At 67.6% G+C, this 26,193-nt stretch carries 29 protein-coding genes; 12 read left to right on the top strand and 17 right to left on the bottom strand.

What is annotated here, in order from left to right; all coding sequences use genetic code 11:
• Positions 1-21: 21 nt before the first annotated feature.
• From ggt to coaD, 3 genes are read right to left on the bottom strand one after another with little or no spacing between them, the layout of a single operon-like run.
• Positions 22-1,734 (bottom strand): gamma-glutamyltransferase, encoded by a 1,713-nt coding sequence (gene ggt / locus D107_RS0105230; RefSeq protein WP_018880925.1) that lies wholly within the window; start codon positions 1,732-1,734, stop codon positions 22-24.
• Between the two features lie 8 nt (positions 1,735-1,742).
• The gene (locus tag D107_RS0105225; RefSeq protein ID WP_017942992.1) at positions 1,743-1,994 is read right to left on the bottom strand and encodes a YfhL family 4Fe-4S dicluster ferredoxin; all 252 of its coding nucleotides are present in this window, start codon (positions 1,992-1,994) and stop codon (positions 1,743-1,745) included.
• A 36-nt stretch (positions 1,995-2,030) separates the two neighbouring features.
• Positions 2,031-2,519: a pantetheine-phosphate adenylyltransferase gene (gene coaD / locus D107_RS0105220; RefSeq protein ID WP_018867926.1), complete on the bottom strand. Its 489-nt coding sequence runs from the start codon at positions 2,517-2,519 to the stop codon at positions 2,031-2,033.
• A 92-nt stretch (positions 2,520-2,611) separates the two neighbouring features.
• On the opposite strand from coaD, the gene D107_RS0105215 reads away from it, so the two are divergent.
• Positions 2,612-2,836, top strand: coding sequence for a hypothetical protein (locus tag D107_RS0105215; protein ID WP_018877013.1), 225 nt, complete (start codon positions 2,612-2,614; stop codon positions 2,834-2,836).
• 60 nt (positions 2,837-2,896) lie between these two features.
• Here the strand turns inward: D107_RS0105215 and D107_RS0105210 are convergent, their stop codons facing one another.
• The 3 genes from D107_RS0105210 to D107_RS0105200 all read right to left on the bottom strand — a co-directional run bounded on the left by D107_RS0105210 (position 2,897) and on the right by D107_RS0105200 (position 4,910).
• The gene (locus D107_RS0105210) at positions 2,897-3,874 is read right to left on the bottom strand and encodes a PA2778 family cysteine peptidase (protein WP_051074876.1); all 978 of its coding nucleotides are present in this window, start codon (positions 3,872-3,874) and stop codon (positions 2,897-2,899) included.
• A 67-nt stretch (positions 3,875-3,941) separates the two neighbouring features.
• Positions 3,942-4,364 carry a PA2779 family protein gene (locus D107_RS0105205; protein WP_018867923.1) on the bottom strand — a complete coding sequence of 141 codons (423 nt, stop codon included), beginning with the start codon at positions 4,362-4,364 and terminating at the stop codon, positions 3,942-3,944.
• Positions 4,365-4,472: 108 nt separating this feature from the next.
• Entirely contained in the window at positions 4,473-4,910 is a 438-nt protein-coding gene (locus D107_RS0105200; protein WP_018880923.1) for a hypothetical protein, read from the bottom strand.
• Positions 4,911-5,064: 154 nt separating this feature from the next.
• Here D107_RS0105200 and D107_RS0105195 point away from each other — a divergent pair, with 154 nt between their 5' ends.
• Positions 5,065-5,295 carry a GDCCVxC domain-containing (seleno)protein gene (locus D107_RS0105195; RefSeq protein WP_018878207.1) on the top strand — a complete coding sequence of 77 codons (231 nt, stop codon included), beginning with the start codon at positions 5,065-5,067 and terminating at the stop codon, positions 5,293-5,295.
• A gap of 18 nt (positions 5,296-5,313) precedes the next feature.
• Here D107_RS0105195 and D107_RS0105190 read toward each other — a convergent pair whose 3' ends face one another.
• Positions 5,314-6,579 (bottom strand): 6-phosphofructokinase, encoded by a 1,266-nt coding sequence (locus D107_RS0105190; protein WP_018877010.1) that lies wholly within the window; start codon positions 6,577-6,579, stop codon positions 5,314-5,316.
• Positions 6,580-6,798: 219 nt separating this feature from the next.
• Between D107_RS0105190 and D107_RS0105185 the strand changes: the two genes are divergently transcribed.
• Together D107_RS0105185 and chrA are read left to right on the top strand one after the other, a co-directional pair.
• Entirely contained in the window at positions 6,799-7,812 is a 1,014-nt protein-coding gene (locus tag D107_RS0105185; RefSeq protein WP_018877009.1) for a class 1 fructose-bisphosphatase, read from the top strand.
• A gap of 71 nt (positions 7,813-7,883) precedes the next feature.
• Positions 7,884-9,245 (top strand): chromate efflux transporter, encoded by a 1,362-nt coding sequence (gene chrA, locus D107_RS0105180; RefSeq protein WP_018877008.1) that lies wholly within the window; start codon positions 7,884-7,886, stop codon positions 9,243-9,245.
• Positions 9,246-9,260: 15 nt separating this feature from the next.
• Here chrA and D107_RS0105175 read toward each other — a convergent pair whose 3' ends face one another.
• The 3 genes from D107_RS0105175 to D107_RS0105165 all read right to left on the bottom strand — a co-directional run bounded on the left by D107_RS0105175 (position 9,261) and on the right by D107_RS0105165 (position 13,868).
• Positions 9,261-10,256 carry a 2-hydroxyacid dehydrogenase gene (locus D107_RS0105175; RefSeq protein WP_018880922.1) on the bottom strand — a complete coding sequence of 332 codons (996 nt, stop codon included), beginning with the start codon at positions 10,254-10,256 and terminating at the stop codon, positions 9,261-9,263.
• A 250-nt stretch (positions 10,257-10,506) separates the two neighbouring features.
• Entirely contained in the window at positions 10,507-12,504 is a 1,998-nt protein-coding gene (locus D107_RS0105170) for a CocE/NonD family hydrolase (protein ID WP_018880921.1), read from the bottom strand.
• Between the two features lie 26 nt (positions 12,505-12,530).
• Positions 12,531-13,868: an acetyl-CoA carboxylase biotin carboxylase subunit family protein gene (locus D107_RS0105165; protein ID WP_018879305.1), complete on the bottom strand. Its 1,338-nt coding sequence runs from the start codon at positions 13,866-13,868 to the stop codon at positions 12,531-12,533.
• Positions 13,869-14,052: 184 nt separating this feature from the next.
• On the opposite strand from D107_RS0105165, the gene D107_RS0105160 reads away from it, so the two are divergent.
• Genes D107_RS0105160 through D107_RS0105130 form a run of 7 tightly spaced genes read left to right on the top strand, consistent with a single transcriptional unit; the run spans position 14,053 to position 19,216 of the window.
• The gene (locus D107_RS0105160) at positions 14,053-15,165 is read left to right on the top strand and encodes a sulfite reductase subunit A (RefSeq protein WP_018867912.1); all 1,113 of its coding nucleotides are present in this window, start codon (positions 14,053-14,055) and stop codon (positions 15,163-15,165) included.
• A complete protein-coding gene (locus D107_RS0105155; protein WP_018880920.1) occupies positions 15,162-15,635 on the top strand; it encodes a cyclic nucleotide-binding domain-containing protein in 474 nt (157 codons plus the stop codon). The genes D107_RS0105160 and D107_RS0105155 overlap by 4 nt, the downstream gene beginning before the upstream one ends.
• Positions 15,625-16,500, top strand: a complete 876-nt coding sequence (locus D107_RS0105150; RefSeq protein WP_018880919.1) for an FAD/NAD(P)-binding protein — start codon at positions 15,625-15,627, stop codon at positions 16,498-16,500. The genes D107_RS0105155 and D107_RS0105150 overlap by 11 nt, the downstream gene beginning before the upstream one ends.
• Positions 16,497-17,285 carry an oxidoreductase gene (locus tag D107_RS0105145; RefSeq protein WP_018867909.1) on the top strand — a complete coding sequence of 263 codons (789 nt, stop codon included), beginning with the start codon at positions 16,497-16,499 and terminating at the stop codon, positions 17,283-17,285. The genes D107_RS0105150 and D107_RS0105145 overlap by 4 nt, the downstream gene beginning before the upstream one ends.
• Positions 17,282-18,580 (top strand): Ni/Fe hydrogenase subunit alpha, encoded by a 1,299-nt coding sequence (locus D107_RS0105140; protein ID WP_018880918.1) that lies wholly within the window; start codon positions 17,282-17,284, stop codon positions 18,578-18,580. Before D107_RS0105145 ends, D107_RS0105140 begins: the two co-directional genes overlap by 4 nt.
• Before the next feature lie 59 nt (positions 18,581-18,639).
• Entirely contained in the window at positions 18,640-18,912 is a 273-nt protein-coding gene (locus D107_RS0105135; RefSeq protein ID WP_018867907.1) for a BrnT family toxin, read from the top strand.
• A 1-nt stretch (position 18,913) separates the two neighbouring features.
• On the top strand, positions 18,914-19,216 hold the full coding sequence (locus tag D107_RS0105130) for a hypothetical protein (protein WP_018867906.1): 303 nt from the start codon (positions 18,914-18,916) through the stop codon (positions 19,214-19,216).
• Positions 19,217-19,258: 42 nt separating this feature from the next.
• Here the strand turns inward: D107_RS0105130 and D107_RS0105125 are convergent, their stop codons facing one another.
• Positions 19,259-19,492: an addiction module protein gene (locus tag D107_RS0105125; protein ID WP_018867905.1), complete on the bottom strand. Its 234-nt coding sequence runs from the start codon at positions 19,490-19,492 to the stop codon at positions 19,259-19,261.
• Positions 19,493-19,668: 176 nt separating this feature from the next.
• On the opposite strand from D107_RS0105125, the gene D107_RS0105120 reads away from it, so the two are divergent.
• Positions 19,669-20,115 carry a hydrogenase maturation protease gene (locus tag D107_RS0105120; protein ID WP_018867904.1) on the top strand — a complete coding sequence of 149 codons (447 nt, stop codon included), beginning with the start codon at positions 19,669-19,671 and terminating at the stop codon, positions 20,113-20,115.
• 22 nt (positions 20,116-20,137) lie between these two features.
• Here the strand turns inward: D107_RS0105120 and D107_RS0105115 are convergent, their stop codons facing one another.
• The 6 genes from D107_RS0105115 to D107_RS0105090 all read right to left on the bottom strand — a co-directional run bounded on the left by D107_RS0105115 (position 20,138) and on the right by D107_RS0105090 (position 26,180).
• Positions 20,138-20,854, bottom strand: coding sequence for an RES family NAD+ phosphorylase (locus D107_RS0105115; protein ID WP_231373769.1), 717 nt, complete (start codon positions 20,852-20,854; stop codon positions 20,138-20,140).
• The gene (locus D107_RS0105110) at positions 20,826-21,197 is read right to left on the bottom strand and encodes an antitoxin Xre/MbcA/ParS toxin-binding domain-containing protein (protein WP_018867694.1); all 372 of its coding nucleotides are present in this window, start codon (positions 21,195-21,197) and stop codon (positions 20,826-20,828) included. The genes D107_RS0105115 and D107_RS0105110 overlap by 29 nt, the downstream gene beginning before the upstream one ends.
• Before the next feature lie 140 nt (positions 21,198-21,337).
• Positions 21,338-22,228 (bottom strand): PfkB family carbohydrate kinase, encoded by an 891-nt coding sequence (locus D107_RS0105105; protein WP_018880916.1) that lies wholly within the window; start codon positions 22,226-22,228, stop codon positions 21,338-21,340.
• Positions 22,229-22,246: 18 nt separating this feature from the next.
• Positions 22,247-23,533 carry a GGDEF domain-containing protein gene (locus D107_RS0105100; RefSeq protein ID WP_018878183.1) on the bottom strand — a complete coding sequence of 429 codons (1,287 nt, stop codon included), beginning with the start codon at positions 23,531-23,533 and terminating at the stop codon, positions 22,247-22,249.
• Positions 23,534-23,620: 87 nt separating this feature from the next.
• Positions 23,621-24,502 carry an endonuclease/exonuclease/phosphatase family protein gene (locus tag D107_RS0105095; protein ID WP_018878182.1) on the bottom strand — a complete coding sequence of 294 codons (882 nt, stop codon included), beginning with the start codon at positions 24,500-24,502 and terminating at the stop codon, positions 23,621-23,623.
• A 37-nt stretch (positions 24,503-24,539) separates the two neighbouring features.
• Positions 24,540-26,180, bottom strand: coding sequence for an acetolactate synthase large subunit (locus tag D107_RS0105090; protein WP_018867698.1), 1,641 nt, complete (start codon positions 26,178-26,180; stop codon positions 24,540-24,542).
• Positions 26,181-26,193 lie beyond the last annotated feature (13 nt).

Below are 26,193 nucleotides of genomic sequence, written 5' to 3'. Positions count from 1 at the left end.
GCGTTCCTTCCACAATGAGGGTTACGGGAGCTGAAAGACGCGCGCCTCGCCCTCGCCGCGCGGGTCGGAGGCGGCCTCCAGACGGTCGGCCTCGGGCTCCCACAGGATGGCGTGCATGTCGCCGAACGGGCGGACCTGAGGCACCAGCTGGTGCCCGCGCGCGACCAGCTGGCCGCGCAACTCGGCATCAAAGGCGCCGGTCTCGTGCTCGACCCGGTCCGGCAGGTACTGGTGGTGATAGCGCGGAGCCGCCACCACATCCTCGATGGACTGTCCCTCGAGCACCCCGAGGATGCCGTGCAGCACCATGGTGATGATACGGCTGCCCCCGGGCGTCCCCAGGATCGCCACCCGCTCGCCGGTGTCGACGAAGGTCGGGCTCATGCTCGACAGCGGCCGGCGCTGCGGGGCGATGGCGTTGGCCTCGAAGCCGACCAGGCCGTAGGCGTTGGGCTCGCCCGGTTTCGCCGAGAAGTCGTCCATCTCGTTGTTCAGGAGCACACCGGTGCCGGGCACCACATAGCCGGCGCCGAAGGGGTAGTTGAGGGTCAGGGTAGCCGCGACGCGGTTGCCCTCGGCATCGATCACGGAGAAATGCGTCGTCTGGCGGCTCTCGGTGGCGGCGGCCTCCGGGTGGTCGGCCTTCGGATCCACCGACAGCGGCAGGTAGCGGCTGGGGGTGGCCGTGTCCGGATGGATCGTGGCGCGCAGTCCGGCGGCGTAGTCGCGCGACAACAGCCGCTCCAGCGGCATCTCGACATGATCCGGATCGCCCAGATACTCGGCCCGGTCGCGGTACGCGCGGCGCATGGCCTCGATGGTCAGATGGGCGCGCATGTCCGGCGCCAGCGCCTCGAGGTCATAGAATGAAAGGATGTTCAGGATCTGCCCCAGTGCCACCCCCCCGGAGGATGGCGGGGATGCCGTGGTGATCTCGGCCCCGTGGTAATCGAGTCGGATCGGGTCGCGCTCGACCACCGCGTAACCGGCGAGGTCGTCCAGCGTCCAGATCCCGCCCGCCTCGCGCACCCCCGCGACCAGCTGCTCGGCCAGTTCGCCGGTATAGAACCCGTCGCGGCCGGCGTCCGCCAGGCGCCGCAGGGTCGCGGCCAGATCCGGCTGGCGCAGGGGCGCCCCTTCGTCCGGCAGCTGGCCGTCGTCCAGGTAGATGTCGTGCGCGTCTGCCCCGTCGCGCAGGGCCTGGTGGCGGAACCCCGCCATCTGCCGATAGCGACCGCTGACGGGCACGCCATCCTCGGCCAGACGGATCGCCGGGGCCAGGCTGTCCGCCAGGGACAGACGCCCGTAGTTCCGCGCGAGGTGATCGAGGCCGGCCGGCATGCCGGGGATGCCCGCCGCCAGCACGCCGTCCAGCGACAGTCCGTCGACCACCTCGCCTTCCGCATCCAGGTACATGTCGCGATGCGCCGCGGCCGGGGCGGTCTCGCGGGCGTCGACCATCACGCTGCGGTTTGAGTCGGCCTCGTACAGCAGGAAGAACCCGCCGCCCCCGAGGCCGGAGCCATAGGGTTCGGCCACGCCCAGCGCGGCGGTGATGGCCACGGCGGCGTCGAAGGCATTGCCGCCGTCGCGCAGCACGGCCTCGCCGGCCTCGCTGGCCGCGGGGTGGGCAGTGGCCACCGCATGCTGCCCAGGCCCGGCCCAGGCCAGCGGGGCGGCCAGTGCCAGGGTGACAAGGACGGCGCCGCGCAGGAGGGGTCGATGCCAGTCCACGAGGTTGCCTACTTCGCGGCCATCAGGGCTTCATACTTGGCCTGGAGCTGTTCGCGGGTCTCCTTGTGATCCGGGTCCAGCGGGATGCAGTCGACCGGGCAGACATCCTGGCACTGCGGCTCGTCGAAGTGCCCGACACATTCCGTGCACAGATTGGGGTCGATCTCGTAGATCTCGTCACCCGGGTAGATGGCCTCGTTCGGGCACTCGGGCTCGCAGACATCGCAGTTGATGCATTCGTCGGTGATCATCAGGGCCATGGGCCAATCCTCGTATCCAGTCGCAGGGCCCGGCCGCTAGCGCTCCAGGCCGTTTTGTTCGGCCAGCATGCGCGCCACGCCGGGGCTCACGAATTTTGAGACGTCGCCGCCCAGACGGGCGATTTCCCGTACCAGACTCGAGGAGACGAAGCTGTATTCCTCGGCCGGTGTCAGGAACAGGGTTTCGACCTCCGGCGCCAGCTGGCGGTTCATCGCCGCCAGCTGGAATTCGTGTTCGAAGTCGGACACCGCCCGCAAACCGCGCAGGATCACGTTGGCCCGCTGGGCGTGGACAAAATGCGCCAGCAGTACGTTGAACCCCTGCACCTCGACGCCGGGGATCTCGCCCACGGCCTCCCGGGCCAGGGCCACGCGCGTCTCCAGCGGGAAGGCCGGGCCCTTGTTGGGATTGGCGGCCACCGCGATCACCACGCGATCGAACAGGCGGGCGGCCCGGCGCACGATATCGGTGTGACCATGCGTGATGGGATCGAAGGTGCCGGGGTAGATAGCGGTAACGGACATGGGCGAAAGGCCGGCCGGGAAAGCCCCCATTAGACCCCAAGCACCGCAAGCAGACAAAATGCGCCCGCCGCACCGCAACCAGGGAATGCCCCATGAGTGACGACTACCGCCCTCCGCTTGCCGACTACTGGGATCAGCTCGAGTCCCGCTACGGTGGCGGCTTCAATTTTCACCAGATCTCGCGCGACGAACTGGCGCAACTGGTGGAACACCTGCGCCACGCCGTGAAGGAAGACCCGCAGGTCACGGACGTCGAGAAACAGAACCTGGGCCTGGTCCTCAAGCACGCTGAACAGACGCTCGAGAAGCGCAAGTAGGCGCGCCGCACACGCCCCGGCCGGAGAGGACCGGCGTGCGCCGCGCAAGCGTGCACCCGCCTAATCGCGCTCCGGTAAAGCCGCGGAGTCCATCGTCGCGGCACAAGGCGGCAGGGCGCGGCATTCGGCCCCCGTGTCCGGCGCATCCGCCGCCGCACCGAGGGTGCGAGCGTAGCTGCCCGGCCCCGCCAGACCGGCCGCGCAGCTTGCCGCCTCGCGCGCCTGCTCACCGCACTCGCGGGCGATCAGTACATGCGCCAGGTTGTTCCACCCTTCGTGACGCGCCGGATCACGCTCCACGAGGTTCCGCAGGGCGTCCTCGGCCGTGGTCAGGTCGCCCTGGGCAAACGCCACGTTGGCCCGGCCCACATAGGGGATGGCCTCGTCGGGCCAGCGCCCCATCGCCGTTTCATAGCCAGTGGCGGCCGCCGCGAGGCGTCCGGTCTGCTCCAGCTCGTTGACCGCTCGCAGCCAGCGCAGGGGCGTGGCCGTTGCCGGCAGGGTGTCCGGTGCCATCACCAGGAAGGCCCAGCGTTCCCCGCGGGCCCAGGTCCGCTCGAAGCGGGCAAACGAGTTCACATGGCGCTGGATGGGGCCGCTGCGCAGGAAGATCTCGCGATCCTCCAGGTCATAGCCGATCACCACCGCGAAGTGCCATTCCGGGATCAGGGCCACGCCGAGGTTCTGGAACACCACCACCGGGTTGCCGGCGGCCACTTCGCGCAGGACGGTCTCCAGTTGCGGCTCGATGCGGTAGGCGACCTGGTCGCGGGCCCGCACCGCCGCGCGCATCTCGGCCTGGAGACTGCCCTCGCGGCCGGGGAGGTAGACCTCCTCGATCAGGTCATCCAGCGCGGCGTCGATGCCGCGGGCGTTCAGGGCCGTGGCCAGGGCGGCGGGGCCGCACTGGTATTGCTCCTGCGGGAAGAAGGGCGTGTCCGTCAGTTCCACGCGGGTCGGCAGGTCGGCCGGGCGCTCGCTCGCCAGGCTCGCGCTCTGCGGCGCGGTGGCGCAACCGCCCAGGGCGAATGCGCCCATCACCAGGCCGAACACAAGAACGGCGAGCCCGGAGGCTCGCCGTCGGTTCCACGATGCCATGACCGCGTCAGCGGTTGGCGCGCGCCGGACCCACGAACGAGAAGATGTCGGTCACGCCGACCGCATCGAGGATCACGAACACCACGAACACGATGGCGACCACACCGAGGGCGCTGGCGGCGCCGGCCGGGTCGGTCTCCATGTGCGCCTCCAGGCGGGCGAGTTCCTCGTCGGTCAGACGCGCCACGCGCTGCTCGGCCCGTTCGGGGTCGACCCCCATCTCGATCAACTGGGCACGGACCTCGGCGTCATTGAGCTGTTCCAGCAACTGGGCGCGGGTGTCATCCGCGCTGGCCTGCTGGATCATGCTGCCGGTGTCGAGCATGCCCACGCCGGCGAAGGCCGGGGTGGCGGGCAGCAGGGTCAGCGTCAGCGCGACCAGGAAGGCCGCAGGGGCGGACAGGACTTGGCGAAACGAAGGGACGCGCATGGACAGACTCCTCGAATGGGGACGGGGTGCATAACGCTTACGAGTGTAGCGCGCCCACGGCGCAAGGGAACCGGCCGCGAAGAAAAATCGCGGCCGGAATCACAGGCCTCAGCTTTCGTCGGGGGCGTCAACCACGTTGATCTCGTACTCCAGGACCTCGACCCCGCGCGCCCAGGCCCCACCGCACACCGAGTTGTCACGCGTGCGTTCCTGGGTCTCGCCCGGACCGAGGGTGCGCCACAGGCGGGTGGTCGTGCGGACATCGTCCTCCAACTCGCCGGGGCAGTTGTAGGCGGTCTTGGTGACGCGCACCTCCAGCCAGTCGTCGGTGTTGTTGGCCGCCCGCCATTGGCCGCGCACGTTGGCACAGCCGTATTCGCGCATGCGGTACTCGAAGGTGACCTCGTCCGGCGAGCCATCGGCCGGCGCGAAATAGGCGCCCTGCGCGGCGACCTGGCCTGGCGCCAGGAATGCGGCGGCCAGGACGCTGGCGGCCGACAGGGCAAACGTGCGGTTCAGGATTCGCGTGTACATCGTTTCCTCCATCCGGTATCCGGTGTTGGCGCCCGTCTTGCGCGGGCTTGCAGTGCTGTAGACTCCGGAACCGCCCGTTTTGTGCCGATCCCGGTTGTCCGGCGGGGTTTTTCGCCTGCCCGCCTGGATCTTGCATCCCATCCTCGCAAACCGACCTGAAACGCATATGAACGAGATCATCCCCGACTCGACCCTGACCTGCCCGGAGTGCGGCCATCAGAAGACCGAGACGATGCCCACCGATGCCTGCCAGTGGTTCTATGAGTGCACCGGCTGCGGTGCCCTGCTGAGGCCGTTGCCGGGGGATTGCTGCGTCTTCTGTTCCTACGGGTCCGTGCCCTGTCCGCCGATCCAGCAGGAGGGCCCCGGTGCTTGCTGTACCCCCGGGAGGCCTTAGGGTCCGTAGTCCGCGTATCTACTCGGTCTTCACGTCGAATGGCGGGCAGCGTTTTGGCAACAGCTCGCCGCGGATGCGCGGGTAGCAGGGCAGGCCCCGTTCGAATGGCGGGGCATCCTCGCCCTGTATCAGCGGGCGCAGGTAGTCGCGCGCGGCCTGGGTGATGCCGTAGCCATCCGGGGTGATGTAGTTGCGCGGCATGCCCTGCTCGATGTCCGCGACGGTCTCCAGCGGGGTAAAGCCGATGCTCCAGCGGTACGGCTGGTTGGAGTCCCGGCGAATGATCGGCATGAAGGCGTCCTCGCCGGCCACCACCCCCTCCACCGCCGCGCGACCGCAGGCATAGGCCTGCTCCACGTCCACCTTCGATGCGATATGGCGCGAGGCGCGCTGGATATAGTCCACCACGGCCCAGTGCAGCTTGTGGCCGGTCTTTTCGCGGATCAGTTCGGCCAGGCGCGGGGCGGCACCGCCGAGCTGGGTATAGGCGTACACGTCGTGACTCTGCGCGACCGAGAACAACTCCCCGTCCGGGTTCTTGATGCCCTCGGAGACGACCACCACGCAGTAGCCGTGGCGCTCGATGGTCCGGTTCAGGTGGTCGAGGAAGTCGTCCTGGTCGAACGGGACCTCGGCGAACAGGATCAGCATCGGCGGCTGACCGTCGAACTCCTGCGCCAGCGCCGCGGCGGCCGCCAGCCAGCCGGCATGCCGACCCATCACCTCCATCACGAACACCTTGGTGGAACTGGTGTGCATGGACTCGACGTCCAGGCTGGCCTCGCGCACTGCCGTGGCGATGAACTTGGCGGCCGAGCCGAACCCCGGGCTGGAGTCGGTCACGGCAAGGTCGTTGTCGATCGTCTTCGGCACCCCAATCGCCTTGATCGGAAAGCCCATGCGCTCGCCCATCTTTGCGATCTTCAAGGCGGTATCCATGGAGCCGCCACCGCCGTTGTAGAAGAAGGTGCCGATGTCATGGGCGCGGAAGACCTCGACCAGGCGCTCGTATTGTTGCGGGTCCTTGTCGGGGTCACCCAGATCGAAGCGGCAGGAACCGAACGCACCGCCCGGCGTATGGCGCAGGGCGGCGAGGGTCAGCGGGTCCTCCTGGTCGAGGTCGATGATCTCTTCGCGCAGCACACCCAGGATGCCGTCGCGCGCCGCATAGATCTTGCCGAAATGGGCCGGGTGGGCGCGCACCGCCTCGATCACCCCCCAGGCGCTGGCGTTGATGACGGCAGTGACTCCGCCCGACTGGGCGTACAGCGCGTTCTGCGGCATGCGAATCCTCCATTTCCTGTTGGTTCCCGAAGGCCGAGCAAACACAGTGCCAGGCCGATCACGCCACGATCAGTACCGTGGATCGGCCCCTCCGGGTGCTTTTGCTACACTATGCCGCCTTTGACACCCGGCGCGCCGGGGCCGTTCGCCCCGCGACGGGGCTGCTGTGCCCCATTTCGCGCCGTGTCGCCCGATTCACAACAGCATCAGGATTGCATCATGCATATCGGTACCACTCTGACCAACTGCATTATCGAAACCCAGCGCGGCATCCAGGGCGCGACCGGCGAATTCACCGGTCTGCTGAACGACATCTCCGTGGCGTGCAAGAAGATCTCCGACCTCGTTGACAAGGGTGATCTGGTCGGCGTGCTCGGCTCCGCCGGCTCCGAGAACGTGCAGGGCGAGACGCAGAAGAAGCTCGACATCATCACCAACGAGGTGTTCATCGAGAGCCTGAGCCACAACGGCCACGCCGCCGGCCTGGCCTCCGAGGAGATGGACGAGATCTGCGAGATGCCGGCCAACGAGCCGCGCGGCCACTACCTGGTGCTGTTCGATCCGCTGGACGGTTCCTCGAACATCGATGTGAACGTTTCGGTCGGCACGATCTTCTCCATCCTGAAGGCCCCGGAGGGCGTCACCGATCCCAAGACCGAAGACTTCCTGCAGCCGGGCACCAAGCAGGTCGCCGCCGGCTACTGCCTGTACGGCCCGTCCACCATGATGGTGATGACCACCGGCCAGGGCGTGAAGATGTTCACCCTGGACAAGGACTTCGGCGAATTCCTGCTGACCAAGGACAGCGTGCAGATCCCGGAAGACACCCAGGAGTTCGCGATCAACATGTCCAACAGCCGCTTCTGGGAGGCCCCGGTCAAGCGCTACATCGACGAATGCCTGGCCGGCAAGGAAGGCGCCCGCGGCAAGGACTTCAACATGCGCTGGGTGGCCTCCATGGTGGCCGAGGTGCATCGCATCCTGTCGCGTGGCGGGGTGTTCCTGTACCCGATGGACACGAAGATGCAAGCCAAGGGCACGGCCGGCAAGCTGCGCCTGATGTACGAGGCCAATCCGATGAGCTTCATCATCGAGCAGGCCGGCGGCGCCGCCACCACCGGCCGCGAGCGCATCATGGACATCAGCCCCGAGGGCATCCACCAGCGCGTACCGGTGGTCCTGGGCGCGAAGAACGAAGTGGAGCGCATCACCAGTTACCACAACGAGGGCTGATCCCTACGCCCTTTACAGTCCGAGGCCCGGCCCCGCAAGGCGCCGGGCCTTTTTGATGAAGGCAATCGACCATGACCGACTATCGTAGCCGGCAAGACGTCCAGCCCGGACCGCCGCCTGCACCGGGCCGGGGCGAGGCCTTTCGCTACTGGCTGAAACTCGGTTTCATTTCGTTCGGTGGCGCCGCCGGGCAGATCGGGATGATGCACGAGGATCTGGTCGAGCGGCGGCGCTGGGTCTCGGAGAAGCGTTTTCTGCACGCGCTGAACTACGCCATGGTCCTGCCGGGTCCCGAGGCACAGCAGCTGGCGACCTATCTCGGCTGGCTGTTGCACGGGACCTTGGGCGGCTTGATGGCCGGACTGCTGTTCATCCTGCCTTCGCTATTCCTGATCGCCGGGCTTTCATGGGTCTACCTGGCCTTTGGCGATGTGCCGGCGGTGGAGGCGGTGTTCTACGGCATCAAGCCGGCCGTGGTCGCGATCATTGTCTACGCCGGCTGGCGTATCGGCGGACGGGTGCTCAATAACGGCCTGCTGTGGCTAATGGCCATCGCGGCCTTCCTGGCCATCTTCGCCCTCAACGTCCCGTTCCCGTACATCATCATCACGGCGGGGATCCTCGGCTGGCTGGGCAGCCGCGTCTGGCCAGAACGCTTCCAGAACGGCGAATCTCACGGGGCCGGCAGTGTTGAGTCGCGGGGCCCGGCGGTGGTGGATGACGACACGCCACCCGCCCCCTGGATGCAGTTTCGCTGGTCGCGGGTGATTCGCTTTCTGGTGGTGGGTCTGGGGCTGTGGGCCGCCGTGTTCGGGGCCCTGCTCGCGCTGTTCGGCTGGGACGCCACGCTGACCCGCATGGGGCAATTCTTTACCCAAACGGCGCTCGTGACCTTCGGCGGGGCCTACGCGGTCCTGCCCTATGTCTACCAGGGTGGGGTGGAGACCTATGGGTGGCTGAGTCCCGCGCAGATGATCGACGGGATCGCACTGGGGGAGGCCACACCAGGGCCGCTGATCATGGTGGTCACGTTCGTGGGCTTCATTGGCGGCTGGACCCAGGCCTTCCTGGGTCCGGATCAGGTCTTTCTGGCGGCCGTGCTGGGTGCGCTGGTCGCAACCTTCTTTACCTTCCTGCCATCATTCCTGTTCATCCTGGTCGGTGCGCCGCTGGTCGAACGCACGCGCGGGGATCTGCACTTCACGGGGCCGCTGACCGGCATCACCGCCGCGGTGGTCGGGGTGATCGTGAACCTCGCGGTCTTCTTCACCTGGCACGTGCTGTGGCCCGACGGCTTTGACGGCGCCTTCGAATGGTTCTCCGCCCTGCTGGGCATCGCCGCCTTCATCGCCCTGGCCCGCTTTCGCGTCGGGATCATCCCGCTGATCCTCGTTTGTGCGGGGCTGGGGGCGGGCTTCCAGCTCGCGTTCTGATCGCGGGGAGATGCCTCAGACGACGCGGCCTTCGGGTTGCGCGTCCGGGTCCTGGTGCAGGGTGGTCAGGTTGGCGACGGTGGTGTCGGCGATGTTGGTCAGCGCCTCGTGGGTCAGGAAGGCCTGGTGGCCGGTGACCAGCACGTCGTCGCGCTGCATCAGCCGCGCGAGGCGCCGGTCCGGCAGACCGGCCAGCGACCAGTCGTGGAAGAACAGCCCCGCCTCGGCCTCGTAGACATCCAGTGCGAATCCGCCCAGCTGACCCGAGTCCAGTGCGACCTCGGCGGCATCGGTATCCACCAGCGCCCCGCGCGCCGTATTGATCAGAAAGGCCCCTCGCGGCATTCGCGCCAGGGTGTCGGCATTGATCATGTGCCGGTTCTCCGGTGTCATCGGGCAGCTCAGGCTCACCACCGAGGACGCGGCCAGCAGCGTGTCCAGGTCCTGATACTCCACCCCCGCGGCCTGCAGCTCCGCATTCGGGTACGGGTCGTGCGCGAGCACCCGGCAGCCAAAGCCGAGCATGATCCGCGCTAAGGCCTGGCCGATCCGCCCGGTGCCCACCACACCCACGGTACGCCCGACGAGATCAAAGCCCGTCAGATGGTCGAGCCGGAAATCGCCGCGTCGGGTCCGCTCCCAGGCCCGGTGCACCCGGCGGTTCAGCGTCATCAACAGGGCGACGGCATGCTCCGCGATCGCGTTCGGGGAGTAGGCCGGAACCCGCCCCACGCGCACGCCGCGCTCGCGGGCCCGCGCCACATCCAGATTGTCGTACCCGGAGCAGCGCAGCGCGATCACGTGGATGCCCTGATCCGCCAGCCCGTCAATCACCCGGCGGTGCAGGTCGTCGTTGGTGAATACGCAGACCGCATCCGCACCCCGGGCCAGGTGCGCCGTCTCCGCAGTCAGGCGCTCGGCGTACACCACCGGCACCATTTCGGCGGCCACCAGCGCCGGTATCAGGTGCTCGCGATCATGCTGCTGGGTACTGAAGACGGCGACCTTCATCGCATCCCCCGGACAGTGGTTGGGCCAAACTCCAGCATAACCGGGAAAGGTTACACCCTGATTGGCTCGCGAGTCGGGATAGCCACACTCGGTTTCGAGCCACACGTAGCGAGTTCGCTACTGCGTGTGGCAAACGCTCCGGTAGCGATTCCAGCATGTGGTCGCCACACAAGCCGCCTACACCCCTACTGCCACTGCAGGGTGCTTTCCACTGACCCCGCGCTCTTTCCGGGGGTTCAAGCTGGCTAGTTCAGACGAGGTCGCGGGGGATCCGGACATCCCAGTTGCGGGCATATACCCTGCGTTCACCCTCGTACGCATCCAGCTGTGCGTGGATCTGGAACTCGGTGGGGGTCGAGGTGAGGACCGTTCGGGTCACCGTGCGCACTTCCCAGTCGCCGCGCCGGAAGCCACGTTCCCAGAGGGTTTCCCCGCGCGCGGAGTTGAAGTCGTCGCCGCGGTAGCTGTACCACTCCAGCGCCTTGCGCTGCATCTCCAGATTCAGGTCATCCAGCTGGACGGTCCCCGCGTCATTGGTAACCGCGAGGGTCGATTCGTCCTCGGCCAGGTCGCGGATCACGCGCCAGTTGTGCTGCTGGGGGGTCAGCTGGTGGACGGACGTCGAGGGTGGACCACCCTCGGGCGGCGGGAAGGTGATGCGGGCGTCGAGATCCTCCCGTCGCCCCCGCCGTGGCAGCAGCAGACGGCTTGCGCCCGCCATGATCCGCAGCCGCACCGGATGCGGCGCCGGCCATGCCAGCGGGAAATACGAAGTGGACAGCGACAAGCGAATGCGATGCCCCGCCGGGAACTGCTGGGCCACATCGTTGAACTTGATCCGGACACGGTAGGTTTTATCGGGCTCCAGCGGCTGCGGGTTCTCCGCGCCTTCGCGGTGGGTCAGGTTGAGCAGGCCGTAGGTAACACGGGTGGCCTTGTCGTCGGCCGCCACGTCGGACAGCCGCGCCGCCACCATGGCGACGGGCCGGTCGACCCGTAGCTGCAACTCCAGCACTGCGGCACCCAGGATCTCCAGCGACTCCTCCAGTGGGGCACTGGTGAATACCAGGGCACCCCCGTCCTCTTCGCGCTGGTCGTGCGGCAGGTCGGGTGTCGCTGCATACGAGCACCACTTACCGGCAAAAAGTCCCACGCTCAGCGGTGACTGCAGCGTCATCTCGCGCTCCGGAGACGCGGCCGACGCGTGTTCCAGCCGCCCCGGCCAGGCCAGGGTCAATGGCTCCATCTCGACGTTCTTCGAGGGCCAGCAGGGTTCGCCCACCCAGCGCCCCGGGCGTTCCTCGTAGCGAGTGGTCGGCGGGACGCTGTCCTGGATCCAGGCACGCAGCATCGGCTCGTCCATGATCCCGTTGTCGATGCCCTTCAGCCAGTGATCCCACCAGCGCAGGCACTCCTGCAGGAAGCCGATCGCCGGGCCGGGCACGCCCTGATGCGGGTATTTGTGGCTCCAGGGGCCGACCAGGCCCAGGCGGGGTGCCCGGAGGTTGGCCAGCAGGCGGAACACGGCGTTGGAGTAGCCATCGGCCCAGCCGCTGACGGCCATCACCGGGATCTGCACCGCGGACCAGTCCTCGCAGATCGAACCGTGCTTCCAGTAGTCGTCGCGGCGCTGGTGGCGCAGCCACTTCTCCAGCCACAGCCCGCTGCCCTCCAGGCGCTGGAACCACATCTCGCGCCAGCGCTCGCCCACGATCTCCGGATCGGGGGGCAGGGAGTTGTAGGCGAACATGGTCGAGGCCCAGGACAGGTTGTCGCCCAGCAGGCAGCCACCCATGTGGTGGACGTCGTCGGCGTAGCGGTCATCGGTGGAACAGACGCTGACCACCGCCTTCAGCTCCGGCGGCTGCAATGCCGCGATCTGCAGGCCGTTGAAGCCGCCCCAGGAGATGCCGATCATGCCGACGCTGCCATTGCACCAGGGCTGCTCGCCCATCCAGCGCAGGACCTCCACGCCGTCATTGAGCTCCTGCTGCAGGTACTCGTCCTCCAGTACCCCCTCGGAGTCGCCCGATCCGCGCAGGTCCACCCGCAGACAGGCGTAGCCGTGACCGGCGAAGTAGTGGTGGATCGCGTCGTCGCGCAGGCGGGTCGAGTCGCGCCGGCGATACGGGATGTATTCCAGGATTGCGGGGACGGGCCGCTGTTCGGCGCCCTCGGGGCGCCACAGTCGGGCGGCCAGGTGCGTACCGTCGGACAGCGGGATCGGGATGTATTCCTCGATTGCCACGGGGCAGGAAAGGTCGGTGACTGTTTTCACGTCGGCACGTTCTCCTCACGGCGGGGCGTGACGGGCTCGAATGCCATGGGCAGTCGCTCCATGACGCGCACGTAGGTTCGTTCCAGGTCGGTGTGGTTCGCAGCTCCCAGAAACAGTGTCGCCACCTCGTAGGAATAGCTGTCCTGCCAGCACAGCTCCGACAGCAGCATGCCCTCCTCGACCTCGATCTGAATGACCAGTCCCGGGAACTCGGCCTCGACGGCCGCAATCTCGGATGCCGTCGGAACCCGCACGACCCGCGCGTCCTGATGCCGCCGAACCATGAACTTGGCCGCACACGCGAATTCCCCCTGGCGATGCGGCATGGCGGGCTCGCGGCCCAGTCCGAGGTCGATCATCACCTGGTGGTGGTAGCAGCCATCGACCATCCGGAACAGCGGGGCGTGGGACTTGGAGATCCGGGTATTGATCTCCAGCAGCCAGATCCGGTCCGTGGCCTCGTCCCAGTAGAACTCCATGTTGAACGGGGCGCAGTCATAGCCCACCTGGCGGATCACGCGGTCCGCGATCTCGCCCATGCGCGCCTGCACCCCATCCGGCAAGGTCGACGGATACTGGTAGCGCGAGAACGACGAGCCGGCCGCACCCTCGCGCAGGGAGTCGACCGCACCATAGATCCGGACCTCGCCCTGCCAGGCATACCCCTCCAGGGTGCACTGGCGCCCCTCCGATATCAGGGCCTCGACGATGCAGTGGTTGCCGTCGATTCCGGCCACCTCCGGCGGCAACGTCGCGTGCCCCAGGACATGGTTGAAGGGTTCGCCAAAGCGATCGATCTCCCGGCGGATCCGCTGCATGGCACGCCGGAAGTCATCCGCATCGCCGATACGAAAGCCGAGATAGGAGAGCACCGACTTCACCGGTTTGATCCAGAACGGAAAGGCCAGCGTGACCTCGCGCAGGGGATCGCTGGAAAACGGGTTGACCGCACAGAAGGCCGGGATGTTTTCGGGCACCACGCGGGCCTGTTCCAGCCGGCTCCAGTACTTGTGTTCGCACTTCAGTACGCTTTCAAGGGTCGGCCCCGGCAGGTCCGCGGCCTGTCGCAGGATGGGCAGGATCGTGCTCACCGGGAAGTCCCAGAATCCGACCACGGCATCCACCGTGCCGGGAAACCGCTGCAACCGTTCGCGACCCTCGGTCAGTATCCGTTGGATCGGAAACCGGGCACAGGGCTTGACCTCCGCGCGCGTGAAGAGCGCGTGGAAGGCATAGTCCTCCGCCCCGGGCAGGGTCCGGAGCTGGGCCAGATGAAAGTCATCCAGACCGACCACAAAGATGTTGCGCTTCACCGGCGCCCCCGAAATCGCCACTGCCACCTCCGGGCCACCGGCCGTCAAGATCGCATCACGCCTTTCCCGGAGTGTGGCACGTATCGGGGCTATTTCCAGTCCGTCACGCGCTGGATCATGGTCGGCACCTGGCGCAATATGAGTGGCACCCGGGTCGGCGGGGCGTGCTTGCCTGCCGTTCGGAGCCACTGACCGGGAGTCGCCGATGGACGTGATCTCGCCAAAAGCCGTGGATACGCTCATCCGCCTGCTGGCCAGTGATGGCTACGAGGTGGTGGGTCCGACGCGGCGCGACGGGGCGATCGTCTACGACCGCGTGCAAGGCCTGGATGACCTGCCGGCGGGCTGGGGGGACGAGCACGCCCCCGGTCACTACCGCCTGCGCGAGCGTGACGACGCGGCCCTGTTCGGCTACGTGGTCGGTCCGCACTCCTGGAAGAAATACCTGTTTCCCCCGCAGGAGACCCTGTTCCGGCTGACCCGCCAGGCGGACGGCAGCTTCACCACCGAGCCGGGCGAATCCGACGCGTCGCCGCGTGCGTTCATCGGCATGCGTGCCTGCGAGCTGGCGGCGATCGGCGTGCAGGACCGGGTGTTCCTCGGCCAGACGGTGCAGGACCGCGGCTATGCAGCGCGGCGTCGGGACGTGTTCATGGTCGCGGCCCACTGCGCCGAGCCCGGCGCCACGTGCTTCTGCGCCTCGATGGATACCGGACCGCGCGCCCGCGAGGGCTTCGACCTGGCCCTGACCGAGGTGATCGATGCCACGCAGCATTTCCTGGTCATCGAGGCGGGGAGCGAGGCGGGGCGCGCGATGTTCGAGCGGCTGGAGCCGCGCCCGGCCACGGACGCCGAGCAGGCCGCGGCCGAACAGGTGTGGGCCGAGGCCCCGGAAAAGATGGGACGGCAGATGCCCGGCGACGCGCGCGAGGTGCTGAACCGGGCCTTCGAGCACCCGCGCTGGGAGGAGACCGCCGAGCGCTGCCTGTCCTGCTCCAACTGCACCCTGGTCTGCCCCACCTGTTTCTGTTCCCAGGTCGAGGAGGTGCCCGATCTGGAAGGTCTGCGCACCGAGCGCCTGCGGCGCTGGGACTCCTGCTTCAACCAGGAACACTCGCACCTGGTCGGCGGCGCCCACCGCGACTCGGTAGCCGCGCGCTACCGCCAGTGGATCACCCACAAACTGGCCACCTGGCACGATCAGTTCGACACCTCCGGCTGTGTCGGCTGCGGACGCTGCATCACCTGGTGCCCGGTGGGGATCGACATCACCGAGGAGGTGACCGCCGTGCGCCGCGACCCGGAGGGCCGGGGATGAAGGAGCTGCTGGCCATCCTTGAGGAACAGCCGTTCTTCGAAGACATGGACGAACGGCACCGGCGCCTGCTGGCGGCCTGCGCGGCCGAACGCAGCTACGCGGCCGGGGCCATCCTGATGCGCGACCACGAACCCACCGAGACCTTCTGGCTGATCCGCGAGGGCCAAGTGGCGCTGGAGGGTCGCCTGCGCGAGGGCAATGTACCCTTTATGACCCTGGGCCCCGGCGACATCCTCGGCTGGTCCTGGCTGCTGCCGCCGTACCGCGCGAGCTACGACGCCCGCGCGACCACCGACTTGCACACCCTGCGCTTCGACGCCGGCGTGCTGCGCGAGCGCATGGAGGCCGACCCGGCGCTTGGCTATACCCTGATGAAGCACTTCGCCGTGCTGATCGTCCAGCGCCTGCAGGCCGCGCGGCTGCAGGCGCTGGACATCTACAGCCACGGAGGGCCCGGGCATGGCACCTGAGACCCTGCAGCCCCGCGCCGACAGTGACCTGCCGGAACAGGCGATGGCGCCGCAGCCCTGGCGCATCCATTCGGTGCGGCCGGATGTCGCCAGCAACGAGGTGTTCAGCTGGACGCTGTACCCCGAACCGGGAGTCGACCCGGGGCCGCTGCCGACCCCCGGGCAGTTCAACATGCTCTACCTGTTCGGCGTGGGCGAGGTGCCGATCTCGGTCTCCGCCATCACCGAGGACAGCGGCATCGTGCACACCACCCGCGCGGTGGGCAGCGTGACCCGCGCGATGCAGGATCTGGAGGCCAGTGCGGTGGTTGGCCTGCGCGGGCCGTTCGGCACGGCCTGGCCGCTGGAACAGGCGCGCGGGCGCGACCTGGTGCTGGTCGCCGGCGGCATCGGTCTGGCCCCGCTGCGTCCGGTGATCCATGCGGCGCTGGAACGGCGCGACGACTTTGGCCATGTGGTGATCTGTTACGGCGCCCGCTCGCCCGGTGACATTATCTTTCGTGACGAGCTGGAGGCCTGGGGCGCGCGCGACGACATCGATCTGCGCATCACCGTGGATCGTGGCACGGCCGCCTGGCGCGGCGATGTCGGCGTGGTCACCCAGCTGGTCGATCGTGGCGGCTTCGACCGGCGCAACACACTGGCGATGACCTGCGGCCCGGAGGTGATGATGCGCTTCACCGCGTCCTCGCTGGAGCGCCGTGGCCTGAAGCCGGAAGACATCTACGTCTCCATGGAGCGCAACATGCGCTGCGCGGTGGGCTTTTGCGGGCACTGCCAGATCGGGGCGCATTTCGTCTGCCGCGACGGCCCCGTGTTCCCCTACCCGGTGATGGAACCGGCCTTCCGGATACGCGAACTATGAGACGGGAACAACCTACCCTCGCCGTATTCAAGTTCGCCTCCTGCGACGGCTGCCAGCTCTCGCTGCTGGACTGCGAGGACGAGCTGCTGGCGGTGACCGACCGGATCCAGATCGCGCACTTCCCCGAGGCCACCCGCACCCGCATCGACGGGCCCTGGGACCTGACGCTGGTGGAGGGCTCGATCACCACGCCGGAGGCGGCCGAAGAGATCCGCGAGATCCGCCGCGCGTCGAAGTTCCTGGTCACCATCGGCGCCTGCGCCACCGCCGGCGGCATCCAGGCCCTGCGCAACTTCGCCGATGTCGAGGCGTTCACCCGTCAGGTCTACGCCCACCCGGAATACATCGAGACCCTGGCCACCTCGGATGCGATCAGCCAGCACGTGCCGGTGGACTTCGAGCTGCGCGGCTGCCCGATCGACAAGTACCAGCTGCTGGAGGTCATCAGCGCCTTCCTCTACGGCCGCCGCCCGCAGGTCTCCAGCGCCAGCGTCTGCGAGGAGTGCAAGCGGGCGGGGCAGGTCTGCGTGATGGTCGCCCACGGCACGCCCTGCCTCGGCCCGGTCACCCACGCCGGCTGCGGCGCGCTGTGCCCCGGCTGCCACCGCGGCTGCTACGGCTGCTTCGGCCCCAAGGAGACGCCCAACGCGCCCGGTCTGTCCGGGCAGCTGGAGGCCCTCGGCATGGAGCGCGCCACCCGCGTGCGCTTCTACCGCACCTTCAATGCCGGCGCCGACGCCTTCCGCGAGGAGAGCGAGCGCGAAGAATCAGGAAACGGACCATGAGCGAGACCCGCACCATCGAAGTCGACTACCTCGCGCGCGTGGAGGGCGAGGGCGCGATGTACGTGCGCACCGAGGGCGACCGCGTGGAGGAGGTGAAGCTGTCGATCTTCGAGGCCCCGCGCTTCTTCGAGGGCTTCCTGCGCGGACGCGACTTCCGCGAGGCCCCGGACATCACCGCGCGCATCTGCGGCATCTGCCCGATCGCCTACCAGCTGGGCGCCTCGCTGGCGATGGAGGACGTCTGCGGGGTGACCGTGGACGGCGTGCTGCAGGACCTGCGCCGGCTGGCCTACTGCGGCGAATGGATCGAGAGCCACGCCCTGCACGTGTTCATGCTGCACCTGCCGGACTTCCTCGGCTATCCCGACGCGGTCACCGCCGCGAAGGACCACCCCGACATGGTGCGCAACGGCCTGCGCATCAAGAAGATCGGCAACGCCATCCTGCGCCTTTTGGGCGGGCGCGAGATCCACCCGGTCAACCTGCGGGTCGGCGGCTTCTACCGCACGCCGACGCCTGCCGAGGTCGCCGGGCTGCGCGAGGAGCTGGCCTGGGGCCTGGAGGCGTCCTGCGAGGTCGCCGAATTCCTCGCCACCCTCGACTATCCGCACCTGGAGCGCGACTACGAGTTCGTGTCGCTGGTGCACCCGGACGAATACCCGATCACCCACGGCCGGCTCGGCTCCGGCAGCGGCCTGGACGCCGCCATCCGCGACTACGACGACGTCTTCACCGAGGAGCACGTGGCCCACTCCAACGCCCTGCACAGCCACCGTTCCGACAGCGGCGAACCGGTGTTCATGGGCCCGCTGGCGCGCTTCGCGCTGAACCGCGAACGTCTTACCCCGCGCGCCGCCGAGCTGGCCGAGCGCGCCGGGCTGGGCACGGCCTGTCGCAACCCGTTCCGCAGCATCCAGGTGCGCATGATCGAGATCGTGCTCGCCTTCGAGGAGGCCCTGCGCCTGGTCGACGGCTACCGGGCCGCACCGGCCGAACCCGCGCTGCCGGTCACCCCGCGCGCCGGCACCGGCTTCGGCGCCACCGAGGCTCCGCGCGGCATCTGCTACCACCGCTACCGCATCGACGACGAGGGCATCATCACCGACGCCAAGATCGTCCCGCCCACCTCGGTCAACCAGCCCACCATCGAGGCCGACCTGCGCGAACTGGTGCAGACCCATCTTCATCTGCCGGACGACGAACTGCGCCACCACTGCGAGGTCGCCATCCGCAACTACGACCCCTGCATCTCCTGCGCCACCCACTTCCTCGACCTCACGGTCGACCGCCAGTGAGCCCAAAGATTCAATGAGGAAAAGATGCCAATAGGCACACGTCCTGCTAGAGTCGACGAATGAAGCAGATCAACTGGGACGCTGCGAAAAACGAGAAGTTGATGGCGGAAAGGGGCATATCCTTCGAGGACGTGGTTTTCGCCCTTCAGTCGGGCAGCCTGCTGGACGACGTGGTCCACCCGAACGGGGAGAAGTACCCGAACCAGCGGATGTTTGTCGTCCGGGTTGATGCCTACGTATGGTTGGTGCCATATGTCGAAAACGACAAGGAATTCTTTCTCAAGACTGCAATTCCCAGTCGCAAAGCCACCCGACAATATTTGAGGGGATAGCATGGGAAAGCCCAATCTGAGCCAGGAAGAGCAGGAACTGCTCGATGCCTATGAGGCGGGCGAGTTCGAATCGGCTCTGGACGATGAGCGTCGAGAATACGTTGCGCACGCGGCTGAAGAGACCTTCCGAAAAAACAAGCGGATCAACATCCGCATTTCCGGGCGGGACCTGGAGGCCCTGCAGCGCCGAGCCCTCGAGGAAGGTATCCCGTACCAGACACTGGTCTCCAGTATCCTGCACAAGTACGTTTCCGGCGGGTTGAGAGACGCCGCCACCGGCAAGTCCCACGCGAAAACGCGATGAGAGAACACCGGTGCTGATTGGTTTCCGGTTCTACTGAAATATTCAGCCAGTGCGGCCCGGAAAACGCCGATCCAGTTCGTCACGCGAGAGGGTTTCCGCGTCCCCGCTCTCGACCTGCGCAAGGCGGCGGGCAATCTCCTGCTCCCAGGCCGCGGCGACGCCGGTGTCCGGCGCCCCCTCCAGGGTCTCCAGAAGATCATGCACCAGCCGTGCACGCTCCGAGTCCGGGAGCGCTCGCGCCTGGTCAAGAATCGTTTCGAAGTCGTCGCCCGGCATGTCTGACAGTGTTCACAAGGGGTGGTGGTCTTTCAGGTTACGCCTGTGCCGGAGCGTGTTCCAGCGAGCCTGGGCATCCCAGGGCTGGCCGGAGACCATCACTCTTGCTGGGAACCGATCCGGCAAGCGAATCGCATCGCGGGACAAAGCTCGTGAGTACTGAAAAGGGCCCGCTAGTGATCGGTATCGGCAACCCCTGGCGCGGCGACGACGGCATCGGCCACGCGGTAGTCGATGCACTCGAAGGCACGGCAGGCCTCGCCACCGCGAAAAGCCACGGCGAACCCGCTGAGCTGATGGAGCTGTGGCAGGGCCACGACCCGGTGATCCTGGTCGATGCCATTGTCACCGGCGCCGCCCCCGGCACCCTCCACCGCCTGGACGCCCGCGAGCCCCTGCCGCGCGGCGCGCGCTACTCCTCCCACGGTATCGGCCTCGCCGAAGCCGTCGAACTCGCCCGCTCCCTGGGCGAGCTTCCCCAGCACGTCATCGTCCACGGCATCGAGCCCGCCCGCCTCGAGGATGGCGCAGGGCTCTCCCCCGAGATCTCAGTTGCCATTGTCCGGATTTTCGAGAACATCCGAATGGAGCTCACCGGGCCCCGGCCTGACGCCTCTCGCTGACCGGAATCCTACGGGGGACGGATCAGGCGGAGGACGAGGCCGGGAAGGTAAAGGACTCATCTCGGCCGGCCCGGATGCAGTTGCTTTCGCTGGCGCCCAGGTAGAGATACCAGGTTTGCTGGGTAAGAGGTTCCGGCTGCGTGAATACTGCCGGGGCCAGGAGCGCCAGATTGGCGCCTCGCTGAGGGTCGCGCACAGATTCATAACGGATGGCCTGGATACCGGCTCGTCGCGCTTCGGCAGCGAGCGCCCGGGTGGCGGTGTAGTCGTCCGGGTGGGTCCACTGGGCGCGATCCTGGTTGAGCGGCGGACGGGTCAGGTCCAGGTGACTCGGGGTGCGCCAGGCGACGTTGAAGACCGTGAGCGATTCGTGGGCTTCAGGTAACGGTGTGCCCGGGGATGTCTCGAAAAAGTGTCGGCGCCAGTAGCTGAACTCGGCCAGTCCCGTGCGGACGGCTTCGGCACAGTAGAAGACGCCCTCCCCCTCCTGTGGCCGACGGAACCGGGAACCGAAGGGCGACGGCGGATAGCGGAACGGCGTCTTGAGGAGGTAATGCAAATGCGCCGTATTGGCGGGAAAGGCGGGCTTGGTCTCCTCCAGAATCGCCTCCAGCACTTCCTGCTCGTCCCGGGTACTCACAAGCTTGCGGGTGGACACGGTGTACTGATGCTCCACCACCCGCCATCCCTCGCCGTTCGCAGGCGCGGCTTCAGATGCGAGCGCGGTGTGCGTCCACATACTCGACTACGCGAGCCAGCCCCGCCACATTGTCCACTAGGTCTCCCGGAACACCGTGCAGGTCGGCATTGGGATTGCGCATCCAGGCCCGAAGGGAACGCTCGTCGCCGGCCGTGATGGCGTCAAGCCCACGGTAGAGACGGACCAGCAGGGCCGCGATCTCCCAGTGCTTGGTGCGCTCGTCCAGAAAATAACCACCGGCGTACATGCGGCTGATTGTAGCGGGGCTCAGCCCCAGGGCCCGGGCCAGCTCCGACTGTTTCATGCCGAGCCGTGCCCCGGCCTGCGCGACGGCCCTGGTGAGTACCTCCTGGCGCTGTTCCGCGTTTGCCGTTTGTTCCATATGGCCCTCCCGGGACAAGAACGAGTATTTCTATAGAAAATATAGAGCCAGGCTCTTCCTGACGCAAAAAAATCGCGTGGGCGTGAAGTCGCGGTGTCCCTTTTGGTTCACGCTGGGGTGTCCGGCGTCCCGGCGTGTCGTCAGGCCCGGGGCCAGTCGCGCGTGGCTTGCTGGTAGAAGGCCGCGTCGTCGGTGGTGGCGCCCTGCAGGGTGCAGACGGAGGCGGCAAATCGGAGGGCGCGCTCCAGGGTGGTCGCCCAGGGCCAGGCGTTTTGCAGGCCGATGATGGCGACGCTGGCGAAGGCGTCGCCGGCGCCCACGGCGTCGCGGAACCCGTCGACGGGCGGTGCCGGTGCCTGCCAGTGCTGGCCATCAGGCTCGTGGATGGCGGCACCACCGGCCCCGTGGGTGACGATCAGGGCGGAGCGGATCGCGGCCCGTTCGAGCAGCGCGGTCGGGCGCTCGGCCTCGGCGACATCCGGGGCCAGGGTCGCGGCCTCGTCGGTGTTCAGCTTCACCACATCGGCGCCGCGGATCAGCGCGAGGACGTCGTCGGCGTCGTACCACGGTGCCCGCAGGTTCACGTCGACGAAGCGCTGGCGTGAGCGGGCCCGCAGGCGTTCCAGCAGCTCGCGATTGCCGGTGCGCAGGGCCAGCGTCCCGTGATAGAGGAGCGTGGCCGTAGCCGGCAGCTGCTCCGCCCAGTCCGCCGGGACGTCGTCATAGGCCTGGCCGGGGACGATGGTGTAGCTCGGCTCGCCCTGCTCCAGGGTGACGCGGACCTCGCCGGTCGGGGCCGTGGGGTGCTGGTACAGCCCGCGTGTATCCATCCCGATGTGGTGCATGCGTTCCCGCACGCGGCGGCCATCGGCGTCGTCGCCGATGCCGCCCACAAAGCAGGCGGCGGCACCCAGCTGATGCAGGTTCCAGGCGACGTTAAAGGCCGCGCCGCCGAGGACGCGCGTGCCGTCGGGGAAGCCGTCGAACAGGACCTCGCCGAAGATCAGGTGAGATGGGGGCGTGCCGTGCATGACGTCTCCCGGGGTGGATCAGCCGTCGGCGCGTTCAATGCGGTCGCGCCCGCGTTTCTTCGCCTCGAGCAACGCGTGGTCGGCCGCATCGAAGATCGCCTCCGGGGCGGCGGCGGGGTTGATGCCGGCCAGGCCCGCGGAGATGGTGACCTTCAGCCGGGTGTTCCCGGCGCGCACGATCAGGCGATCGACCGCCTCGCGGATAGTGTCCGCCTGTGTATGGGCGGCCGCGGGTTCGCGGTAGAGGATCATCACGAATTCCTCGCCGCCGTAGCGCGCGACAAAGTCGGGTGCGCGGACCCCTTCGGCCAGGATCTCGGCGACCGCCCGCAGGACCTTGTCGCCCGCGCTGTGTCCGTATTCGTCGTTGATGGTCTTGAAGTGGTCGATGTCCCAGACCAGCAGGGAGGCGGCGCCGGCCTTTTTCAGCTCCGCCGGGAGCTGGGCCAGGCGCTGTTCGAAGGCGGTGCGGTTGGGCAGGCCGGTCAGGCTGTCGCGCGTGGCCTCGGCGCGGGCCTGTTCCAGGCGCGTGCGCAGGGCCTGCACCTGGCCCTCCAGACTGCGGCCCTTGGAGCGCAGGGCGCGGTTGCGCTCCAGTGCTGCCAGCAGCTCGGTTTCCTGTTCATCGCGAAACGCGGTGACCCGCTCCACCATGCGGTCGAGGCCGCGGCTGACCTCGGTGCGCAGGGTCGCCAGATCGTCGACGTCGACGACCCGGCCCTTGATATGGGCGACATCGCCGGAGATCCCGGCATGCAGCTCGGACACGGATTCGCGGGCGCGTTCGCCGCGGGCCTCGTCCTCGGACAAGGCGGTGTCGACATCCTCGAGGCGGTGCCAGATCTCGCCGACGACCTCGGTGAGCTCCTCGCGCTCGGTCATGGCCTTCTGGCACTTGTCGTGCAGGACCGTGAACAGACGGTTGAGGGTGCGTTCGATCTCCGCCTTGTCGCGGCGGTCAGCGGCCCGGGTCAGGGCGTCCACCTCGGAATCGAGGAACTCGAAGCCGTGCAGGCCGCGGCGCACCACCTCGAGGATGCCCTCGGCAAGATCCTGGCGATGGTCGCTGGAACGTACCGCGTCAGCGAGCTGGCCGCTCAGGCGGTCCAGCCAGGCGGTGTCGCCGGGGTCGGACTCGATGGCCCGGGTCAGGTCGCGGACCGCGCCCTCCAGTGCCGGCACCTTGGCGGACACCACCGCAAGCGAACGCAGCGCGACTCGGCGGATCGTGTCCTGCAGGGCCCGTTCCCGGTCCAGCGAGCGTTCGAGCTCGATGATGGTTCTACGCAGATCGCTGTCGGACATCGGGAAATCCCGGAAAGGAGGCGTGTCTATTTAAACGCGTAATACGGGTAGATGCCACCGGGATCGTACCCGTATACGGGCAACGGTTTAGTGCGCTGGATCATGAAGGGCCTGGCGCTGCGGCAGTTCGATCTCGATGCCGACCGGGAGATGGTCGGACAGCGCAACGTTGTAGACGCGCACGTCGCTGACATGCAGGTCGGGGGTCAGCAGGATGTGGTCGAAGACCAGGCGCGGGTCCCAGGCGGGGTAGGTCGCGGGGCAGGCCATTGGCTCCATCAGGCCGGTGCGCGCGACCAGCTGGCGCAGTTCCTCACTGTCCTGCTGGCAGTTGAGATCGCCCATGACCACCGCATGGGGGAGGTCCTGGATGTGTTCCGCGACGTAGGCCAGCTGGGACTTGCGGGTCCGCTTGCCGAGGGCGAGGTGCAGCAGGAACAGGACCAGTTCGTCTCCGTCGCCCATCGCGTAGTGCGCCTCGATCGCGCCGCGTCCCGGCAGGGCGCCTGGCAGGCGGTGCATCTCGACCCGGTCCGGTTCCAGGCGCGAGAACAGGGCCAGGGAGTGCTTGGCGAACTGCCCGAGATCCCGGTTGATCCGGTTGTAGGTGTACGGGAACTGCGCGCGCTCGGAGAGATAGGACGCCAGATCGACGAAATTGCTGCGGATGCTGCCGCCGTCCAACTCCTGCACGCCGACGATATCGAACTCGGAGATGAACCGCGCGACCCGGTCCAGGTTGTCCATGCGCCCGCCATAGGGGAGCACGTGCTTCCAGCTGTTGGTGACGTAGTGATGCAGGCGGGAAGAGTGGATGCCCACCTGGGCATTGAAACTCAGCAGACGCAGGCGCTGGCTGCCCTGTTCGTGCTGGTAGCTCAGTTGTTCCGGGGCGGCGGTTTCCGGTTGCGCCTCGCCTTCGGGGCCGGGGGGCGCGGCGCGACGGTCGCCAGGCGCGATCGACGTCATCGCGAGAGGTCTCCTGCTGGAGGGAAAGTCCGTGTTCTCAGAATGGACAAACCAGCTCGCCCAAACGTTCCGTCAGCTTCATGTTCTCGCTGTAGTCGACCGGGCAGTCGATCACGGTCACGCCCGGCTCCACCAGGGCCTCGCGCAGGGCCATTTCGAGGCTGTCTCCCGGTTCGATACGCACGCCGCGGGCGCCGAAGGCGCGGGCCAGCTGGACGAAATCCGGGTTGCCGAATTCGACGAAGGCCTTGCGCCCGTACTCGCGGACCTGCTTCCACTCGATCAGGCCGTAGGCGTTGTCGTTCCAGATCAGCACCACGAAATTCAGGCCCAGCCGGACCGCGGTCTCCAGCTCCTGCACGTTCATCAGGAAGCCGGCATCGCCGGTGACGGCGACGACCTGGCGTTCGGGATGGAGCTTGGCCGCGGCGATGGCGCCGGGCAGCGCGATCCCCATGCTGGCGAAGCCGTTGGAGATCAGGCAGGTGTTGGGTAGCTCGCAGCGGAACATGCGCGCCATCCAGAGCTTGTGGGCGCCGACATCGGTGATCATGATCGCGTCGAGATCCGCCGCGGTGCGCAGGTCCCAGATCAGCTTCTGTGGCTTGAGCGGCACCTGGGTGTCGTCGCGGTGCTCGTTCATGTCCTCGATCAGGCTCTGGCGCAGCGGGCGCAGGATGGTCTCCTCGCGCGGACTGACCTGCTCGGCCAGTCGGTGCAGACACGTTGTCAAATCCCCGAGGACCTCGGCCGTCACGTTGTAGTGGCCGTCGATCTCGGCCGGGGCCGAATCGATGTGGATCAGGGTGCGGTCGCCGTCCGGATGCCAGAAGCTCGGCGGGTATTCGACCAGGTCGTAGCCGATGCAGACGATCACGTCGGCCTTGTGGAAGCCGAAGTTCACGAAGTCCTGGCTCTGCAGCCCGACCGAGCCGAGTGCCAGCGGGTGGCGGAACGGCAGTACGCCCTTGGCCATGAAGGTATTGGCCACCGGGATGTTCAGCGCGCTGGCGAGCGTGGCCAGGGCCCCGCTGGCGCCGGAGCGGATCACACCGTTGCCGGCGAGGATCAGCGGGTGGTGGGCCTCGTTCAGCAACCGGGCCGCGGCCTCCAGCGAGGCGTCGGCCGGCACGGCCGCCGGGCCGGCGTGGACCGGCAGGGGCGGGTTGGGGCACGGCTGCGAGGCGATGTTCTCGGGTAGTTCGAGGAAGCTGGCCCCGGGTTTGCCGCCTTCGGCCCACTTGAAGGCCTTGCGCACCACCTCCGGGAGAATCTCGGGCTCGACCACGCTGGAGCTGTACTTGGTGATCGGCTGGAACAGGCCCTTCAGGTCGAGGACCTGATGCGATTCCTTGTGCAGGCGGTGGGTGCTGGCCTGGCCGGCAATCGCGACCAGCGGCGCGTGATCCATGTTGGCGTCGGCGACGCCGGTGATCAGGTTGGTGGCGCCGGGACCCAGGGTCGCCAGGCAGACGCCTGCCTTGCCCGACAGGCGCCCGTGGACGTCGGCCATGAAGGCCGCACCCTGTTCATGGCGCGTGGTAACAAATTCGATAGAGGAGTCGGCCAGGGCATCGAGGACGGCCATGTTCTCCTCGCCCGGCAGACCGAAGATGCGTTCGACGCCCTCCTGCTCGAGGCATTCGACCAGACGCTGGGCGGTGGTCGGCGTGCTCATGCTGAAGGCGCCC

The sequence above is a fragment of the Thioalkalivibrio sp. ALE30 genome (genome assembly GCF_000377465.1).
Taxonomy (GTDB): Bacteria; Pseudomonadota; Gammaproteobacteria; order Ectothiorhodospirales; family Ectothiorhodospiraceae; genus Thioalkalivibrio.
The sequence above is the reverse complement of the archived record's forward strand: the minus strand, read 5'-3'. Positions and strand labels throughout refer to the sequence as shown.

Bases quoted from the DNA above. Each gene is read 5' to 3' on its own strand.
- D107_RS0105225 (WP_017942992.1), bottom strand. From the start codon at position 1,994: ATGGCCCTGATGATCACCGACGAATGCATCAACTGCGATGTCTGCGAG.
- coaD (WP_018867926.1), bottom strand. From the start codon at position 2,519: ATGTCCGTTACCGCTATCTACCCCGGCACCTTCGATCCCATCACGCAT.
- D107_RS0105215 (WP_018877013.1), top strand. From the start codon at position 2,612: ATGAGTGACGACTACCGCCCTCCGCTTGCCGACTACTGGGATCAGCTC.
- D107_RS0105210 (WP_051074876.1), bottom strand. From the start codon at position 3,874: ATGGGCGCATTCGCCCTGGGCGGTTGCGCCACCGCGCCGCAGAGCGCG.
- D107_RS0105205 (WP_018867923.1), bottom strand. From the start codon at position 4,364: ATGCGCGTCCCTTCGTTTCGCCAAGTCCTGTCCGCCCCTGCGGCCTTC.
- D107_RS0105200 (WP_018880923.1), bottom strand. From the start codon at position 4,910: ATGGAGGAAACGATGTACACGCGAATCCTGAACCGCACGTTTGCCCTG.
- D107_RS0105195 (WP_018878207.1), top strand. From the start codon at position 5,065: ATGAACGAGATCATCCCCGACTCGACCCTGACCTGCCCGGAGTGCGGC.
- D107_RS0105190 (WP_018877010.1), bottom strand. From the start codon at position 6,579: ATGCCGCAGAACGCGCTGTACGCCCAGTCGGGCGGAGTCACTGCCGTC.
- D107_RS0105185 (WP_018877009.1), top strand. From the start codon at position 6,799: ATGCATATCGGTACCACTCTGACCAACTGCATTATCGAAACCCAGCGC.
- chrA (WP_018877008.1), top strand. From the start codon at position 7,884: ATGACCGACTATCGTAGCCGGCAAGACGTCCAGCCCGGACCGCCGCCT.
- D107_RS0105175 (WP_018880922.1), bottom strand. From the start codon at position 10,256: ATGAAGGTCGCCGTCTTCAGTACCCAGCAGCATGATCGCGAGCACCTG.
- D107_RS0105160 (WP_018867912.1), top strand. From the start codon at position 14,053: ATGGACGTGATCTCGCCAAAAGCCGTGGATACGCTCATCCGCCTGCTG.
- D107_RS0105155 (WP_018880920.1), top strand. From the start codon at position 15,162: ATGAAGGAGCTGCTGGCCATCCTTGAGGAACAGCCGTTCTTCGAAGAC.
- D107_RS0105150 (WP_018880919.1), top strand. From the start codon at position 15,625: ATGGCACCTGAGACCCTGCAGCCCCGCGCCGACAGTGACCTGCCGGAA.
- D107_RS0105145 (WP_018867909.1), top strand. From the start codon at position 16,497: ATGAGACGGGAACAACCTACCCTCGCCGTATTCAAGTTCGCCTCCTGC.
- D107_RS0105140 (WP_018880918.1), top strand. From the start codon at position 17,282: ATGAGCGAGACCCGCACCATCGAAGTCGACTACCTCGCGCGCGTGGAG.
- D107_RS0105135 (WP_018867907.1), top strand. From the start codon at position 18,640: ATGAAGCAGATCAACTGGGACGCTGCGAAAAACGAGAAGTTGATGGCG.
- D107_RS0105130 (WP_018867906.1), top strand. From the start codon at position 18,914: ATGGGAAAGCCCAATCTGAGCCAGGAAGAGCAGGAACTGCTCGATGCC.
- D107_RS0105125 (WP_018867905.1), bottom strand. From the start codon at position 19,492: ATGCCGGGCGACGACTTCGAAACGATTCTTGACCAGGCGCGAGCGCTC.
- D107_RS0105115 (WP_231373769.1), bottom strand. From the start codon at position 20,854: ATGTGGACGCACACCGCGCTCGCATCTGAAGCCGCGCCTGCGAACGGC.
- D107_RS0105110 (WP_018867694.1), bottom strand. From the start codon at position 21,197: ATGGAACAAACGGCAAACGCGGAACAGCGCCAGGAGGTACTCACCAGG.
- D107_RS0105105 (WP_018880916.1), bottom strand. From the start codon at position 22,228: ATGCACGGCACGCCCCCATCTCACCTGATCTTCGGCGAGGTCCTGTTC.
- D107_RS0105100 (WP_018878183.1), bottom strand. From the start codon at position 23,533: ATGTCCGACAGCGATCTGCGTAGAACCATCATCGAGCTCGAACGCTCG.
- D107_RS0105095 (WP_018878182.1), bottom strand. From the start codon at position 24,502: ATGACGTCGATCGCGCCTGGCGACCGTCGCGCCGCGCCCCCCGGCCCC.
- D107_RS0105090 (WP_018867698.1), bottom strand. From the start codon at position 26,180: ATGAGCACGCCGACCACCGCCCAGCGTCTGGTCGAATGCCTCGAGCAG.